Raw genomic sequence first — 13,604 nt, 5'->3', positions numbered from 1 at the left:
TCTATCTAAATACGTTCGTTATTCGGCGGCGGTTGCCGCTGAGGCTTCGGCTTCGACAGCCTCTTCGGCCGCTTCCGTGTCGCCCGCTTCGGCGGCATCTTCGGCCGACTGCGCGCCTTCTTCCGCCACCGTTTCCTCGTCGCCGAAAGTGCCGCCCTTGCTGGCGACCCATGCGCGGAACTGGTCCATCGGCACGGCCTCGACGGCAATCGGCATGTAGGCGTGGCGGGCGCCGCACAGCTCCATGCACTGGCCGTAGTAGATGCCGGGCTCGTCGATGGTCAGCATCTTTTCGTTCAGGCGGCCGGGCACGGCGTCCATCTTGAACCACAGGCTCGGCACGGCGAACGAGTGGATCACGTCGGCGCCGATGATCTGCATTCGGATCGGCACACCGACCGGCACGACCAGGCGGTTGTCGACCGCCAGCTGGTGCGGCTCGCCGCGGGCTTCCGCCTCGTCGGCATCCAGCATGTTCGAAATGACTTCGAAGCCGCCGTTGTCGACATAAGTGTAGCCCCAGTACCACTGGTAGCCGGTCGCCTTGATGGTGATCGCGTCTTCCGGCGGGGTTTCATACTGGTTCGCCAGCAGGCTGATCGAGGGGATCGCGATGCCGACCAGGATCAGCGCCGGGACCAGCGTCCAGATCACTTCCACCAGCGTGTTGTGGCTGGTCTTGGACGGTTCGCGGCCCGCACGGCGGCGATATTTCACGACCACGAACAGCAGCAGGCCGAGCACGAACAGGCAGATCGCCACGATGATCGGCAGCAGGATGTAATCGTGCATGAAGATGGCCTGTTCGCCGATCGCGTTGTGCTGCGGCTGGAAGCTCATCGAACCGACCAGGTCTTCCTCGGCGGAAACCGGCTGGCCTTTAATCGCAGGCTCGCCATTGATCGTGCTGCGCGCATCGATCAGCGGCGCCGCAGCGTCGGTCGCGGCGGCGTCCGATTCGGCAGCGGCATCTCCGGCCTGCTCGGTTGCGCCGGCAGGTTCTTCGACCTGCGTCTGCACCGGCTCGTCCTGCGCGGCGACCGCGCCCGGAACGGCGGCGAGCGCCAGCGCGAAAGCGGCTGCGCGAACGGTTGTGGCAAGTTTGGCAAAGGCCATAGCGTGATCTTTCCGAGTATCGTTGCCGGCAGGCGCAACCCCTCGCGAAAAGGGCGATGCGCTGCGAAATCGGGCCCGCCTATACGCAGGCTTGCCCGGTGTCTCAAGCGTCTCTAGGAGTTTTTTACCACACCGTGCGCGCCCGGACCGATCCGGCGATGACGACGGTGCGATAAAGTGCAATCCCTCTTGCGAGAAACCGAGCGAACATGACCGACGACGACGTCCTGCATGCCTTCCGCGCCAGCGAGGCGCTGCTGGAGGGGCATTTCGTCCTCTCCTCCGGCAGGCACAGCGGCCATTACCTGCAATGTGCCCGCGTGCTGATGAACGCGGAACGCGCCGGAGAGCTGGCCCGCGCTCTCGCCCAGAAGATCCCGCGCGACATCCGCAGCCAGATCGATACCGTCGTCAGCCCGGCGATGGGCGGGCTGATCATCGGGCACGAGATGGGCCGCGCGCTGGGCAAGGACGCGATCTTTTTGGAACGCCCGACCGGCACGTTCGAACTGCGGCGCGGCTTCCGGCTGGAAGAAGGCGCAAAGGTGCTGATGGTGGAGGACGTCGTCACCACCGGCCTTTCCAGCCGCGAGGCGATCGAGGCGGTGAAGCGCGAAGGCGGCGATGTCCTCGCCGAAGTCGCGCTGGTGGACCGCAGCGGCGGCGCGGTGGACCTCGGCGTGCCGTTCTTCCCGCTGATCGACATCAATTTCCCGACCTATGCCGAAGACGAGGTGCCGCAAGCGCTTGCCGCCGTGCCCGTGACCAAGCCGGGCAGCCGGAAGTGACGGCGCGCGCCTCCCGGGGTGCCGCGCTCGCGCTGGCATTCGCCCTGGGCGGCTGCGCCAGCCTGCTCGGCCCGCAGGATTTCGAAGATACGCCCGCATCGCGCGCCTATGCCGATCTTGCGGACAGCGGCTTTACCGGCGACGTCGCCGTCAGCCTGCCGGGCGAGCCCTTCACCATCTATTACGGCGGTCCGGAGCCCGAAGCGGCCGGCGAACACGCGATCGAGGGATGGCCGTGGGCATCGGTGACCGAGCAGGTCGTCGCCGTCCTCGTCATGCGCGAGGTGGAGAACGGGACGCTGGCGCTGGACAGCAACGTCGGCGCCATCGTGCCGCGCCTGCGCGGCCGGGGGCTGACGGTCGAGGACCTGTTGCGCCACCGGAGCGACTTGCCCAATCCCGACGACACTCCGCCCGACGACCAGGGGGTACCGGCCTTCTACACCGATGGCGGCGACGCGCTGCGCTTTTGCACCGGCCAGGGGGCTGCGCGCGAGGAAGGCACATGGTCCTACAACAACTGCGACTACATCGTGCTGGGCGAAGTGCTGGAGCAGGTTACGGATACGAGCTTGGACCTACTCCTCGCGCAGGGGGTCGGCCTGTCCGCGGACTGGATCAACACCGATTTTATCGAGGCGGGCAGCGACCGCGCATTCGCCAAGGCGCGGCCCGGCGATGCGCGCATCCTTGCCGGATACGGCGCGTCCGGCGCGCTGGTTGGCCCGCTCGACGACATGCTGTTGTTCGACCGCGCGCTGATGGAAGGCGACCTTCTGGGAGACGAGGCGCTGGCCACTCTGTGGAATGCAGATCCGGACGCAGGCCACATGGCGCTCGGCCAGTGGGTGTTCGAGGCCCCGCTCGAAGGATGCGAAGGACCGCAGCGGATCGTGGAGCGCAACGGCGCCATCGGCCGCTACCGGGTCCGCAATATCATCCTGCCCGACCTCGGCATCGCGGTGGCGCTGGCGACGGACCAGGCGGAGTTCGACTTTGGCGAGATCTGGTCGGGCAGCGGCGCGATGCACCGCCTGCTCTCCACAGTCGCTTGCGGGTAGAATTGCCCGGCCGCCTGCCCTAGATGCGGCAGCGATGAGCAATCCCCACCATCCGCACACCCTGAGATTGGGCGTCAACATCGACCACGTCGCCACCATCCGCAATGCGCGCGGCGGCGACCATCCCGATCCGGTGCGCGCGGCGGAGATCGTCGCGGCGGTCGGCGGGGACGGGATTACCGCTCACTTGCGCGAAGATCGCCGCCACATTCGCGACGACGACCTGAAACGCATCCAGGACGCGACCGAGCTGCCGCTCAATCTCGAAATGGCGGCGACCGAGGAAATGCTCGCCATCGCCCTTGCGCACAAGCCGCACGCCGCCTGCATCGTCCCCGAAAAGCGCGAGGAGCGCACGACCGAAGGCGGCCTTGATGCCGCAGGCCTGCACAACAGCCTCGCCCCCATCGTCGACCGGCTGCGCGAGGCGGACATTCGCGTTTCGCTGTTCATCGAAGCGAGCGAGCGGCAGCTCGATGCCGCGCTGCGCCTCGGCGCGCCGGTGGTCGAATTCCATACCGGCGAATACGCCCATGCCCATCTGGACGGCGACAGCGAGCGCCTGTCCGCCGAGCTGAAGCGCATCGCCGACATGGCCGCGCTGGCCGCCAAGAACGGGATCGAGCCGCACGCGGGGCATGGCCTGACTTACGAGAATGTGCAGCCCATCGCCGCCATCCCGCAGCTGGCCGAGCTCAACATCGGCCACTACCTCGTCGGCGAGGCCGTTTTCGTCGGCCTCGAAAACGCCGTGCGCCGGATGCGCGAGCTGATGGACGACGCCCGGTGACTTCGGCGCGAAGCCCGTGGTAATCGTGCGGCAACTGACGCGGCGGGAGAAGCTGGTGCTGCTCGCCGGCGCGATCCCGTGGCTGGCGAGCCTCCTGCTCCTCGCCATCGCCCTGTCCGAACGCGCCGCCTACGCCATCGCCATCGGCTGGCCGGTCCTGCAGCTGTTCGGCTATGCCGGCGCCCTGCGCTTCGCAAAAGGCGAGGTCGATCACCCGCTCGTCCACACACAGGTCGTGCTGCACTGGCTGGTGCTGGTCCTGCTGGCCGCGATGCTGGCAAGGGGAATGCCATGATCATCGGCCTCGGTAGCGACCTGTGCAATATCGAGCGGATCCAGAACTCGCTCGACCGTTTCGGCGAGCGGTTCGAAAACCGCGTCTTCACCGACGTGGAGCGGGCCAAGGCGCGGCGGCGGCCGTTCACCATCGCGGGCACCTATGCCAAGCGGTTCGCGGCCAAGGAAGCTTTCAGCAAGGCGGTCGGCACGGGCTTCCGCCGCGGGGTCTTCATGAAGGACATCGGCGTCGTCAACGCCCCGTCAGGCGCGCCCACGCTGGCGCTGGAGGGCGGGGCGAAAGAACGGCTCGACGCGATGATTCCGGACGGCTACGAGGCGGCCATTCATCTCACCCTCACCGATGACCACCCATGGGCGCAGGCATTCGTGATTATCGAGGCCATTCCGAAGGCATGACGGACATTCAGGACGCGGCACCGGCGGACACGCGCGATGCCCCCGCCGAGGCAAAACCTGCCGCAAAGGACGACGGGGAAAAGGTCAACTGGTGGGCGGAGCTGCGCGGCCTGACGCTGATGCTGCTCGCCGTGCTGGCCTTCCACACATTCATCGCCAAGCCGTTCTACATCCCCTCCGGCTCGATGATGCCGGGCCTGGTCAAGGGCGACCGGCTGATCGTAAGCAAGTTCCCCTATGGCTGGAACTGGTCCTCGGTCAGCTTCCACGCGCTCGGCCGGGGAGACTGGCGCCTGCTGCCCAAGACGCCCGAATACGGCGACATCGTGATCCTGCAGCCGCCGCGGGACGTGAACGACAGCGGGATCGACTGGATCAAGCGCGTCGTCGCCCTGCCAGGAGACCGGATCGCGGTGGTCAACGGCCAGATCGTGCTCAACGGCAAGCCCGTCCCGCGCGAGACGGAAGTGCCAGACCAGCTGCCGGTCGACGCCAACAACACCTGCGACGGCTTCCTCTATCCCGGCGGCAAGGTTCGCCTGCCTTCGGGTAAGGTTGTCTGCGAATTGCCGACTTACCGCGAAACCTTGCCCAACGGCGCCAGCTACCGCGTACTCGATACGCAGGACGACAACCTGCTCGACAATTTCGCCGAGATCGAGATTCCCGCAGGCCACGTGTTCCTGATGGGCGACAACCGCGATAACAGTTCGGACAGCCGCGCGCCCGCCGCGATGGGCGGACTGCACGGGCCGATCCCGCTGACCGACATCGGCGGCCGCGCAGAATTCATCACCTTTTCGCTGGACGGCAGCTTCGCCTGGAACCCGCTGACGTGGTGGGGGGCCTTGCGCGAAGGCCGCGCTTGGACCAGCCTGCGACCGGTGACCCGGCCTATCGCGGCGCAGGGCGAGGACTAAGCAGGGGAGCAGGGGCATGAGCAAGCAGAACGAGGACGAAGAAGCCATCGGCGCCAGCCCCACGCGGATTGCGGATCCGGGCCTCAGGATGGAGGCCAAGAAGGCTTTCGTCTGGGCCATCGTGATCGGCAGCATCGCGCTGTTCGTGCTGCTGTCGCAATCGCTGCTGGTGATCTTCGGCGCGCTGGTGTTCGCCGCGATGCTGGATGGCGGGGCGCGCCTGCTGGGCCGCGTGCTGCCCATCGGCCGCTCGCTGCGCGTAGTGCTGACGATGCTGCTGGTTGCCGCTTTCTTCGCCTGGCTGTTCTATTTCGCCGGCACGACCATCGCGTCCGAAGCGGCCACCTTGCCGCAGATCCTCACCGAACAGATCGGCCGGCTGGCGGAATGGGCGGAGGCGCGCGGCATCGCCATCGACCCGAACAACGTCCAGCAAATGGCCAGCCAGCTTTCCAGCGGGATCGGCACGGTCACCCGCGCGGTCGGCGGCGTCATCGGCGGGCTCACCACGCTGCTGCTGATTGTCATCATCGGCATCTACGTGGCGGTGGAGCCGCGCATCTACGAACGCGGCGTCGAGTGGATCGCGTGGACCGAAGACCGCGATTACCTGCGCGGCACGCTGGACGAAATGGCATTCAACCTGCGCCGCCTGATGTTCGGCCGGCTGGTCGGCATGGTGGTGGAAGGCATCTTCACCTGGGCGATGCTGGCGTTCTACGGCGTGCCGATGGCCGCGCTGCTCGGCCTGCTGACCGGTATCCTCGCCTTCATCCCGAATATCGGCGCGGTCATTTCCGGCCTGCTGATGGTACTGGTGGGCTTTTCCGCCGGGGTGGACACCGGCATCTACACGATCTTCGTCTATTTCTTCGTCCAGACCATCGACGGGTATCTGCTGATCCCGCTGATTGCGAAAAAGACGGTGGACCTCGCGCCTGCGCTGGTGCTCGCCTCCCAGCTGATCCTTGGCGTGTTGTTCGGCCTGATCGGCCTGGCGCTGGCCGATCCGATCATGGCGATGCTGAAGGTCGCACTGGAACGGCGGGCGAAACGGTACGAGGAAAATGCGCCTGAGGCGGCCCGACCGGCGGCGGAGGGCTGACCGGGTGGCGCGCAAGTTCCTCTATTTCGTCACCTTCTGCATCGTCGTGGTGATCGCGGCGATGGTGGCGCTCAACATCTGGTCGAAGGAAGCGACCGAGTTCACCTTCGTCCCCCGCGGCGAATTCGTGGAGCAGGATGCGCTGGCAGCCAACGCCTACGAAGACCCGGACATGTGGTACGCGCGGCCCGGGCTCGGCAACAATCCGGCGCGCTACCGGCCCGACGTCGCTTCGGCAGGCGATGAAGCGCCCACGCCGGATCGCCCGGCGGCGGAGCGTTCGCTGTTGCCCACGCCAAGCGAGCCCTCGCCCTCACCCTCACCGGCCGCCACGCCCGACATCGCCGCGCCGGACGGCACCGGCTTCGCGCTCTTCTTCGTCCATCCGACCAGCTATATCCCCGATGCCATCGCCGGCGGTGCGCAATGGAATGCCGCGCTGGGCAACACGGAGGCGGAAGACCGCGCGCGTCTGTTCATCCGCGGCCTCGCCAGCCCCTTCGGCGAAGCGCGCGAAATCTGGATTCCCAAATACCGGCAAGCCCATGTCGGCGCCTTCCTGACCGACCAGCCGCAAGCGCAGATGGCGATCGACGCCGCCTACCGCGACGTGGAGATGGCCTTCGACCTGTTTGCCGAGACCGTCGATGCGGACACGCCCATCGTCCTCGCCGGGCATAGCCAGGGTGCGCTCCACATCCTGACCCTGCTGCGCGAAAAGGTGCGCGGGACCGATCTCGAAGGCCGTATCGCCGCCGTGTACCCGGTCGGCTGGCCGATCTCGGTCGACCGCGACCTGCCGCAAGTGGGCTTCCCCGCCTGCGCCACGCCGGACCAGCCCGCCTGTCTCAGCGCCTGGGTCAGCTTCGCGGAGCCGGCCGATCCGCGCATGGTCCTGCAGCGCTATTCGATGACGCAGGGGTACGATGGCCAGGTGCGCGGCGACAGCCCGATCCTGTGCGTCAACCCGATCACCGGCACCGTCGGCGGCTCCGCCCCGGCCAGCGCCAACACGGGCACGCTGGTGCCGGACGGCAGCTTCTCCTCCGCCACCCTGCAGCCGCAGGCGGTGGGCGCGCGCTGCGACGAGCGCGGTCTGCTGCTGATCACCGACCCGCCCGACATGGGCAACGCCGTGCTGCCGGGCAACAATTACCACGTCTACGACATCCCGCTGTTCTGGCAGGACCTGCGCAGTGACGTGGAGCGCCGGGTGTCCGCATGGCTGGCGGCCCGCTGATCACCGACGATACGCGCGCGTTCGCCGATGCGCTGCCCGATGGCGGCGTGCTGCTGGCGCTCGACCTCGGTACCAAGACCATCGGCACGGCCACGTGCGATGCCGGCTGGGCCTTCGCCACGGCGGGCAAGACGCTGCCGCGCGGCAAGTTCGGCCGCGACCGGGAAGTGCTGGGAGAACTGGCGAAAGCGCGCGGTATTGCGGGGGTCGTGATCGGCCTGCCGCTCAACATGGACGGGACAGAAGGCCCGCGCGCACAGGCCAGCCGGGCCTATGCCCGAAACCTTGCCGCAGCGTTCGAATTGCCGGTGCTGCTGTGGGACGAACGCTGGAGCACCCTGAGTGCGGAACGGGACCTGATCGCGCAGGACACCAGCCGCGCGAAACGGCGCGCGATGATCGACAGCCACGCCGCGGCAGTGATCCTCCAAGGCGCGATTGACCGCATGGCCGGCGCCGCGTTCTAAGGCCTTGCATTAGTGACAGGAACCGATAACGGCACCGCCATGAGCGGCAGGCCAGCCAACAATTCGGGTTTCGACATCGCGCGTGCGGCGCCGATGATGCTGTCGTCCGGCCACATGGGCTGGCTCGGCATCCAGTACCGCGACCACGGGGAAAACTGGGTGGAACTGCAGCTGCCCTGGCGCGAAGACCTCGTCGGCCAGCCGGACAGCGGCATCCTCGCCTCCGGCCCCATCGTTTCGCTGATGGATATCTCCACCGCCAGCGCGATCTGGCACCGCAACCGCCGCTTCATCTCGATGGTCACGGTGGATCTGCGCGTCGATTACATGCGCCCCGCGCGCAAGGGTGCCACCGTGGTCGGCCACGGCGAATGCTACACGCAAACGAAGTCCATCGCCTTCGTGCGCGGCTTTGCGCATGACGGCGATCCGGACGATCCGGTCGCGCACGTCGCGGGCGAATTCATGTTCGTGGATAAGCCCGGATCGTGACCGAAGAGGAGATCATCGCCCGCGTCGCCGATGCGCTGCCCCCCTATGCGCAGGGGCTGGGCCTGTCGGTCGACCGGGTCGAGGGCCGCATGCCGGTGATCGCCATGCCGTTCGGCCAGCGGGTCGAGGGGCGGCCCGGTTACCTCCACGGCGGATCGTCGAGCGGGCTGCTCGAAATCGCCGGTTTCACCGCGCTGCAGACCCATCTCGCGCTGCAGGACCGCGCCGCGAAGCTAAAGCCGGTCAACGTGACGGTGCAATTCCTGCGCGGCGCGCGCTCGGAAACGACCTATGCGGTCGGCCGCGTCACCCGCGCCGGGGGACGCACGGCGAATGTCGATATCGAGGCATGGCAGTCCGACCGCGCGAAACCGGTCGCCACGGCAGTGATGAACTTCATCCTGTCGGACGCGTAGCGCGCACCACCACCACCAGGCCTTCGTCAGGAACGCCCGAAGCCAGCGGCAGGCGCGGCGCATCGGCGCGGGCGCGGCCGAGTATGCGGGCGGGCACCCCGTCCTCGACCACTATCGCATCGGCGGCGCCGAGCCATTTTAGCTGGCGCAGCGTCAGGTCGTCGGGATCGTCCGACACCGGCACAATCTCGCGCCGCCCGGTCGCCATCGGCATCGCCTCTCCCGCCAGCCAATCGGACAGCTGATCGTGCGCGCCTTCCTCCAGCGGGTCGAGCGGGCCGCCTGCCGACAGGGCCGCATCGAGTGCGCGCCTGCGCTCGCCCCCGTCCGGCCAGCGGGCGCGCAGGCTGGCCCGCGCGGCATAAAGGCCGTTGGCGAGCGTACCGAGACTATCGGGCAGTAACCCTTCCAGCCGCAGGCGCAGCTGCTTGGCGAGACCCGCCGATGCGCCGCCGGTACCGATGGCGACCAGCACCGGCTCGCGGTCGAGGATGCTGGGGGTGGTGAAATCGCACAGTTCGGGGCGGTCGACCACGTTTACCAGGATGCCTGCGCAGCGCAGGCGGATCGCGTCCGCCTCGCACCGGGCGACATCGTCATGCGCCACGAATGCCAGCCGTGCGCCTTCGTCCACGCCGGCCTGCAGGTCGTCCACGATCCGCCCGCCGGCCCGTTCGACCAGCCGCCGTTTCGGTTCTGCGGCAGGCCCTTCCCCAAGGACGATGACGGGCGTGCCGTCCACGCGGTGGAACAGCGGCAGGCTGCCTATGCCAGCCATTCGGGCACGCGCTCCGCATCCATGATCGCGCCCGCGGCGATCCGGTCCGCGACCACCGCGAATTTGTCGCCATCGACCAGCACTTCGGCCACGAAGCCGCGCGAGTTATAGCTCGACGCCATCGTCGCCCCGTAAGCGCCGGCGGTGCGGAAGACCGCGAGCTCGCCAGCCTCCAGCGCGTCGCATTCGCGGCCCATGGCAAACGTGTCGCCGGTTTCGCAGATCGGGCCGACGATGTTCGCCGTTTCCTGCGCGCCGCGCGGCTCGACCGCGACGAAATGGTGGTATGCGCCGTAGAGCGCCGGGCGCGCGAGGTCGTTCATCGCTGCATCCACGACCAGGAACGGGTCGCGCACGCCCTGTTTCTTGCGGATCACCCGCGTCAGCATCACGCCCGCATTGCCGGCAATCACGCGGCCCGGTTCGAACACCAGCCGCACGCCCCAGCCCGCGGTCGCCCGCGCCACCATCGCGCCATACTCCGCCGGGCTGGGGAAGCGCTCGCCGTCCTTGTAGGGCACACCGAGCCCGCCGCCGAGGTCGACATGGCGCATGTCGTGGCCCGCCGCGCGCAGCGATTCCAGTAGCTTGCCGACCTTTGCGAAAGCCGTTTCGAGCGGTTCGAGTTCGCCCAGCTGGCTTCCGATGTGGAGCGCGATGCCGCGCAGGCGCAGCCCGCCCAGCGCGGACAGGCGGGCGAAGATGCCTTCCGCCTCGCCGATCGGCACTCCGAATTTGTTGTCCGCCTTGCCGGTGGAAATCTTGTCGTGGGTGCCCGCATCGACATCGGGATTGATCCGCAAGGCGCAGCGGGCCTCGATCCCGCGCGCGCGGGCGATCCCTGCCAGTTCAACCCCTTCTTCCTCGCTTTCGAGATTGAACTGGAAGATGCCGGCATCCAGCCCCTGCTCCAGTTCCGCGCGGGTCTTGCCGACGCCGCTGAAGACGATCTTTTCCGGCGGCATCTCGGCGGCGAGCGCACGGGCCAGCTCCCCGCCGGAGACGACGTCGGCCCCCAGTCCCTCGCGCGCCAGCACTTTCAGCACGGCGAGGTTGGGGTTGGCCTTGACCGCGAAGGCGACCAGCGGCTCGCCCTCGCCCAGCCCCGCCACCGCCTCGCGGAACACGCGGGCGTGGCGTTCCAGCGTGGCGCGGGAATAGACATAGACCGGCGTGCCCACTGCGTCCGCGATGGCCGGCAGCGGCACGTCCTCTGCATGGAGGACGCCGTCGCGAAGGGCGAAATGGTCCATTATTCGGGCGGGAGGTCGAAGGGGTCGTCCTCGCGCTCCTCAGATCGTTCGCGCAGTTCGATGTCGCGGGCGGGCACGGCGGTTACCGCCGGTTCGAGCAGCTCCTCGCTATCGGGCGTATAGTCCGCGCCATAGGGCCGCGGCGGCAGCGCCTCGCCCGCCACCGGTTCAAGCGGGGCTTTCGAACCGCAGGCGGATATCGCCAGTGCAGCGAGCAATATCAGGGGCCTGCCGCTCATTCCTCGTCCTCCATTGAAAGCGCCTCGCGCGCTTCGGCGATCCGGGCGCGAACCTGGTCCGGCGCGGTTCCGCCGAAGCTCTTGCGGGCCGCGACCGATGCGTCGACCGATAGCGCATCGAAGACGCTGGCGTCGATACGCGGGTCGACCTGCTGCATGTCCTTGAGCGGCAGCTGGTCGAGCGCGCAGCCGCGTTCCTCCGCCATTCGCACCAGCGCGCCGGTGATGTGATGCGCTTCGCGGAACGGCACGTCGGCTTTCGTCACCAGCCAGTCGGCAAGGTCGGTCGCGGTGGCATAGCCCAGTTCCGCAGCCTGCCGCATGCGCGCCGTGCGGAACGTCGCGCCCGCCACCATGCCTTCCATCGCGGCGAGGCACAGGGTCAGCAGGTCTGCGGCTTCGAAGACCGGCGGCTTGTCGTCCTGCATGTCTTTCGAATAGGCGAGCGGCAGGCCCTTCATCGTCACCATCAGCGCGGTGGCGCAACCGATGATCCGCCCGGCATGGCCGCGCACCAGCTCCGCCGCGTCGGGGTTCTTCTTCTGCGGCATGATCGAGCTGCCGGTGCTCAGCGTGTCGGGCATCTGCACGAAGCCGAAAGGCTGGCTGGCCCAGGTGATGAACTCTTCCGCCAGGCGCGACAGGTGGATGGCGCAAGTGCTGGCGGCATGCAGGTAATCCAGCGCGAAATCGCGATCGCTGACGGCATCGAGGCTGTTGCGCGTCGGACCCTTGGCAAAGCCGAGCAAGTCTGCGGTGAATTCGCGGTCGAGGTCGTACCCCGTGCCCGCCAGTGCTGCGCTGCCGAGCGGGCATTCGCCGAGCCTTACGGCTGCCGACACGAAACGGCTCCTATCCCGCTCGAACATTTCGTAATACGCCATCAGGTGATGACCTAGCGTGACCGGCTGCGCCGTCTGCAAATGGGTGAAGCCGGGCATGATGGAATCCGCATGCTCTTCCGCCCTTTTCACCAAGGCCTCTTGCAAACGGTGCAGATCATCGTGGGCTTGCCACATGGCTTGATCGACCCACATCTTGAAATCCGTCGCCACTTGGTCGTTGCGGCTGCGCCCGGTGTGGAGGCGCCCGGCGACCGGCCCGATCAGTTCGGCCAGCCGGCTTTCGGTGGTCATGTGGATGTCTTCGAGGTCCCAGTCCTCGGGCACGCCGTTCGTTTCATACTCGGCGGCGACCCGGTCGAGCCCCTCGGCGATCGCCTGCGCGTCGCTTGCCGTCAGCACGCCCTGCCTGCCCAGCATGGCGACATGCGCCTTGCTCGCCTCGATATCCTCGCGCCACAGCCGCTTGTCGAACGGGATCGAGGCGTTGATTTCGCGCATGATCGCGCTAGGTCCACCGGCGAACCTGCCGCCCCACATGCTGTTGCTGGCGGCAGAGCCGGAGCCCGGAATGTCGCTATCCTCCTCTGCCATGTCCGCCCTTTTGCTGGCCGCGCTGCTCGCCGTGCCGATGACGGCTTGCGATAGGCAAAGCGACAGGGGCGCGCAACCGAAGGAAAACTCCGCCCCGGCCAAGCAGGGCGTTGCCGGGCTGGATCGCAGCGCCGCGGGAAGCCCCCTGCCCGACACCGTCCTGACCGATCCTGCCGGGCGCACGCTCGACCCCGGCTCGCTGGAAGGCGCGCCGGTGCTGGTGAACCTGTGGGCGACGTGGTGCGCGCCGTGCAAAGCGGAGATGCCGACTCTGGACGCGCTGGCCGGCGAGTATGCGGGCGAGCTGAAGGTGCTGGCCGTGAGCCAGGACCTGACCGGTGCCGAGGCAGTGGTCCCCTATTTCGAAGAGGCCGGTTTCGCGAAGCTGGAACCGTGGCTGGACCCGGACGCCGATTTCGCCGGCGCTTACGGCGTCAACGTGGGCCTGCCGCTGACCGTGCTGTACGATGCCGCCGGGCGCGAGCTGTGGCGCTACTCCGGCGACCGCGACTGGACCGACGCGGAATCCCGCGCGCTGGTGGAAGAGGCGCTTGGCGGCGGAAAAGGGGGAGGTGGTTAAGCGGGCTCGGCGCACCTTCGCTCCGCTCGGGAGTTTCAGCGCAATTTCCTCCCCCGGATGAAATTGTCTTGCTGAAACTGGTGGGCGGTGACGGGTTCGAACCGCCGACCCTCTCGGTGTAAACGAGATGCTCTACCAGCTGAGCTAACCGCCCCTGTTCGGTGCCGCGCCGTTACCGCGCGGATGGCGGCAGGGTCAAGCCGCGAGTTGGCCCGGTTGACCGTTCA

The 13,604-nt window shown here is 67.7% G+C and carries 17 protein-coding genes and 1 tRNA gene; 12 read left to right on the top strand and 6 right to left on the bottom strand.

The genetic code is table 11. The annotated features are described in order from the left end of the window. Positions 1-18: 18 nt before the first annotated feature. Positions 19-1,116 carry a cytochrome c oxidase subunit II gene (gene coxB, locus QQW98_RS09645; protein WP_290134733.1) on the bottom strand — a complete coding sequence of 366 codons (1,098 nt, stop codon included), beginning with the start codon at positions 1,114-1,116 and terminating at the stop codon, positions 19-21. Positions 1,117-1,325: 209 nt separating this feature from the next. Between coxB and pyrE the strand changes: the two genes are divergently transcribed. From pyrE to QQW98_RS09590, 11 genes are read left to right on the top strand one after another with little or no spacing between them, the layout of a single operon-like run. Then, entirely contained in the window at positions 1,326-1,904 is a 579-nt protein-coding gene (pyrE, locus tag QQW98_RS09640; protein ID WP_290134732.1) for an orotate phosphoribosyltransferase, read from the top strand. Beyond that, entirely contained in the window at positions 1,901-2,965 is a 1,065-nt protein-coding gene (locus QQW98_RS09635; RefSeq protein WP_290134731.1) for a serine hydrolase domain-containing protein, read from the top strand. Before pyrE ends, QQW98_RS09635 begins: the two co-directional genes overlap by 4 nt. Before the next feature lie 34 nt (positions 2,966-2,999). Then, a complete protein-coding gene (locus tag QQW98_RS09630; RefSeq protein WP_290134730.1) occupies positions 3,000-3,755 on the top strand; it encodes a pyridoxine 5'-phosphate synthase in 756 nt (251 codons plus the stop codon). Between the two features lie 25 nt (positions 3,756-3,780). Continuing rightward, positions 3,781-4,050 (top strand): hypothetical protein, encoded by a 270-nt coding sequence (locus QQW98_RS09625; protein WP_290137057.1) that lies wholly within the window; start codon positions 3,781-3,783, stop codon positions 4,048-4,050. After that, entirely contained in the window at positions 4,047-4,451 is a 405-nt protein-coding gene (gene acpS / locus QQW98_RS09620) for a holo-ACP synthase (RefSeq protein WP_290134728.1), read from the top strand. The genes QQW98_RS09625 and acpS overlap by 4 nt, the downstream gene beginning before the upstream one ends. Further along, on the top strand, positions 4,448-5,371 hold the full coding sequence (gene lepB / locus QQW98_RS09615; protein WP_290134727.1) for a signal peptidase I: 924 nt from the start codon (positions 4,448-4,450) through the stop codon (positions 5,369-5,371). The genes acpS and lepB overlap by 4 nt, the downstream gene beginning before the upstream one ends. Before the next feature lie 16 nt (positions 5,372-5,387). Further along, the gene (locus QQW98_RS09610; protein WP_290134726.1) at positions 5,388-6,476 is read left to right on the top strand and encodes an AI-2E family transporter; all 1,089 of its coding nucleotides are present in this window, start codon (positions 5,388-5,390) and stop codon (positions 6,474-6,476) included. Positions 6,477-6,480: 4 nt separating this feature from the next. Further along, positions 6,481-7,716 (top strand): DUF3089 domain-containing protein, encoded by a 1,236-nt coding sequence (locus QQW98_RS09605; RefSeq protein WP_290134725.1) that lies wholly within the window; start codon positions 6,481-6,483, stop codon positions 7,714-7,716. Continuing rightward, the gene (ruvX, locus tag QQW98_RS09600) at positions 7,698-8,183 is read left to right on the top strand and encodes a Holliday junction resolvase RuvX (protein WP_290134724.1); all 486 of its coding nucleotides are present in this window, start codon (positions 7,698-7,700) and stop codon (positions 8,181-8,183) included. Before QQW98_RS09605 ends, ruvX begins: the two co-directional genes overlap by 19 nt. Positions 8,184-8,195: 12 nt before the next feature. Beyond that, positions 8,196-8,675, top strand: a complete 480-nt coding sequence (locus QQW98_RS09595) for a PaaI family thioesterase (RefSeq protein ID WP_319023284.1) — start codon at positions 8,196-8,198, stop codon at positions 8,673-8,675. After that, the gene (locus tag QQW98_RS09590) at positions 8,672-9,091 is read left to right on the top strand and encodes a PaaI family thioesterase (protein ID WP_290134723.1); all 420 of its coding nucleotides are present in this window, start codon (positions 8,672-8,674) and stop codon (positions 9,089-9,091) included. The genes QQW98_RS09595 and QQW98_RS09590 overlap by 4 nt, the downstream gene beginning before the upstream one ends. On the opposite strand, the gene QQW98_RS09585 is transcribed toward QQW98_RS09590, so the two are convergent. The 4 genes from QQW98_RS09585 to argH are packed head-to-tail and all read right to left on the bottom strand — an operon-like array spanning position 9,072 to position 12,743. Beyond that, positions 9,072-9,869 carry a precorrin-2 dehydrogenase/sirohydrochlorin ferrochelatase family protein gene (locus tag QQW98_RS09585; protein WP_290134722.1) on the bottom strand — a complete coding sequence of 266 codons (798 nt, stop codon included), beginning with the start codon at positions 9,867-9,869 and terminating at the stop codon, positions 9,072-9,074. The genes QQW98_RS09590 and QQW98_RS09585 overlap by 20 nt on opposite strands. Then, positions 9,857-11,122: a diaminopimelate decarboxylase gene (gene lysA, locus QQW98_RS09580; protein WP_290134721.1), complete on the bottom strand. Its 1,266-nt coding sequence runs from the start codon at positions 11,120-11,122 to the stop codon at positions 9,857-9,859. The genes QQW98_RS09585 and lysA overlap by 13 nt, the downstream gene beginning before the upstream one ends. After that, a complete protein-coding gene (locus QQW98_RS09575; RefSeq protein ID WP_290134720.1) occupies positions 11,122-11,361 on the bottom strand; it encodes a hypothetical protein in 240 nt (79 codons plus the stop codon). Before QQW98_RS09575 ends, lysA begins: the two co-directional genes overlap by 1 nt. Then, positions 11,358-12,743 (bottom strand): argininosuccinate lyase, encoded by a 1,386-nt coding sequence (argH, locus tag QQW98_RS09570; protein ID WP_290136916.1) that lies wholly within the window; start codon positions 12,741-12,743, stop codon positions 11,358-11,360. The genes QQW98_RS09575 and argH overlap by 4 nt, the downstream gene beginning before the upstream one ends. A 31-nt stretch (positions 12,744-12,774) precedes the next feature. Between argH and QQW98_RS09565 the strand changes: the two genes are divergently transcribed. Beyond that, entirely contained in the window at positions 12,775-13,377 is a 603-nt protein-coding gene (locus tag QQW98_RS09565) for a TlpA family protein disulfide reductase (RefSeq protein WP_290134719.1), read from the top strand. A 78-nt stretch (positions 13,378-13,455) separates the two neighbouring features. On the opposite strand, the gene QQW98_RS09560 is transcribed toward QQW98_RS09565, so the two are convergent. Next, positions 13,456-13,531: transfer RNA gene (locus QQW98_RS09560), tRNA-Val, on the bottom strand. Between the last annotated feature and the right edge of the window lie 73 nt (positions 13,532-13,604).

Origin of the sequence: Alteriqipengyuania flavescens (assembly GCF_030406725.1) — a bacterium.
Lineage (GTDB): Bacteria > Pseudomonadota > Alphaproteobacteria > Sphingomonadales > Sphingomonadaceae > Alteriqipengyuania_B > Alteriqipengyuania_B flavescens.
This window is presented reverse-complemented; position numbering and strand designations above follow the sequence as displayed.

Coding starts and splice junctions, on each gene's coding strand:
- coxB (WP_290134733.1), bottom strand. CDS start 1,116: ATGGCCTTTGCCAAACTTGCCACAACCGTTCGCGCAGCCGCTTTCGCG.
- pyrE (WP_290134732.1), top strand. CDS start 1,326: ATGACCGACGACGACGTCCTGCATGCCTTCCGCGCCAGCGAGGCGCTG.
- QQW98_RS09630 (WP_290134730.1), top strand. CDS start 3,000: ATGAGCAATCCCCACCATCCGCACACCCTGAGATTGGGCGTCAACATC.
- acpS (WP_290134728.1), top strand. CDS start 4,047: ATGATCATCGGCCTCGGTAGCGACCTGTGCAATATCGAGCGGATCCAG.
- lepB (WP_290134727.1), top strand. CDS start 4,448: ATGACGGACATTCAGGACGCGGCACCGGCGGACACGCGCGATGCCCCC.
- QQW98_RS09610 (WP_290134726.1), top strand. CDS start 5,388: ATGAGCAAGCAGAACGAGGACGAAGAAGCCATCGGCGCCAGCCCCACG.
- ruvX (WP_290134724.1), top strand. CDS start 7,698: ATGGCTGGCGGCCCGCTGATCACCGACGATACGCGCGCGTTCGCCGAT.
- QQW98_RS09585 (WP_290134722.1), bottom strand. CDS start 9,869: ATGGCTGGCATAGGCAGCCTGCCGCTGTTCCACCGCGTGGACGGCACG.
- lysA (WP_290134721.1), bottom strand. CDS start 11,122: ATGGACCATTTCGCCCTTCGCGACGGCGTCCTCCATGCAGAGGACGTG.
- QQW98_RS09575 (WP_290134720.1), bottom strand. CDS start 11,361: ATGAGCGGCAGGCCCCTGATATTGCTCGCTGCACTGGCGATATCCGCC.
- argH (WP_290136916.1), bottom strand. CDS start 12,743: ATGTGGGGCGGCAGGTTCGCCGGTGGACCTAGCGCGATCATGCGCGAA.
- QQW98_RS09565 (WP_290134719.1), top strand. CDS start 12,775: ATGTCGCTATCCTCCTCTGCCATGTCCGCCCTTTTGCTGGCCGCGCTG.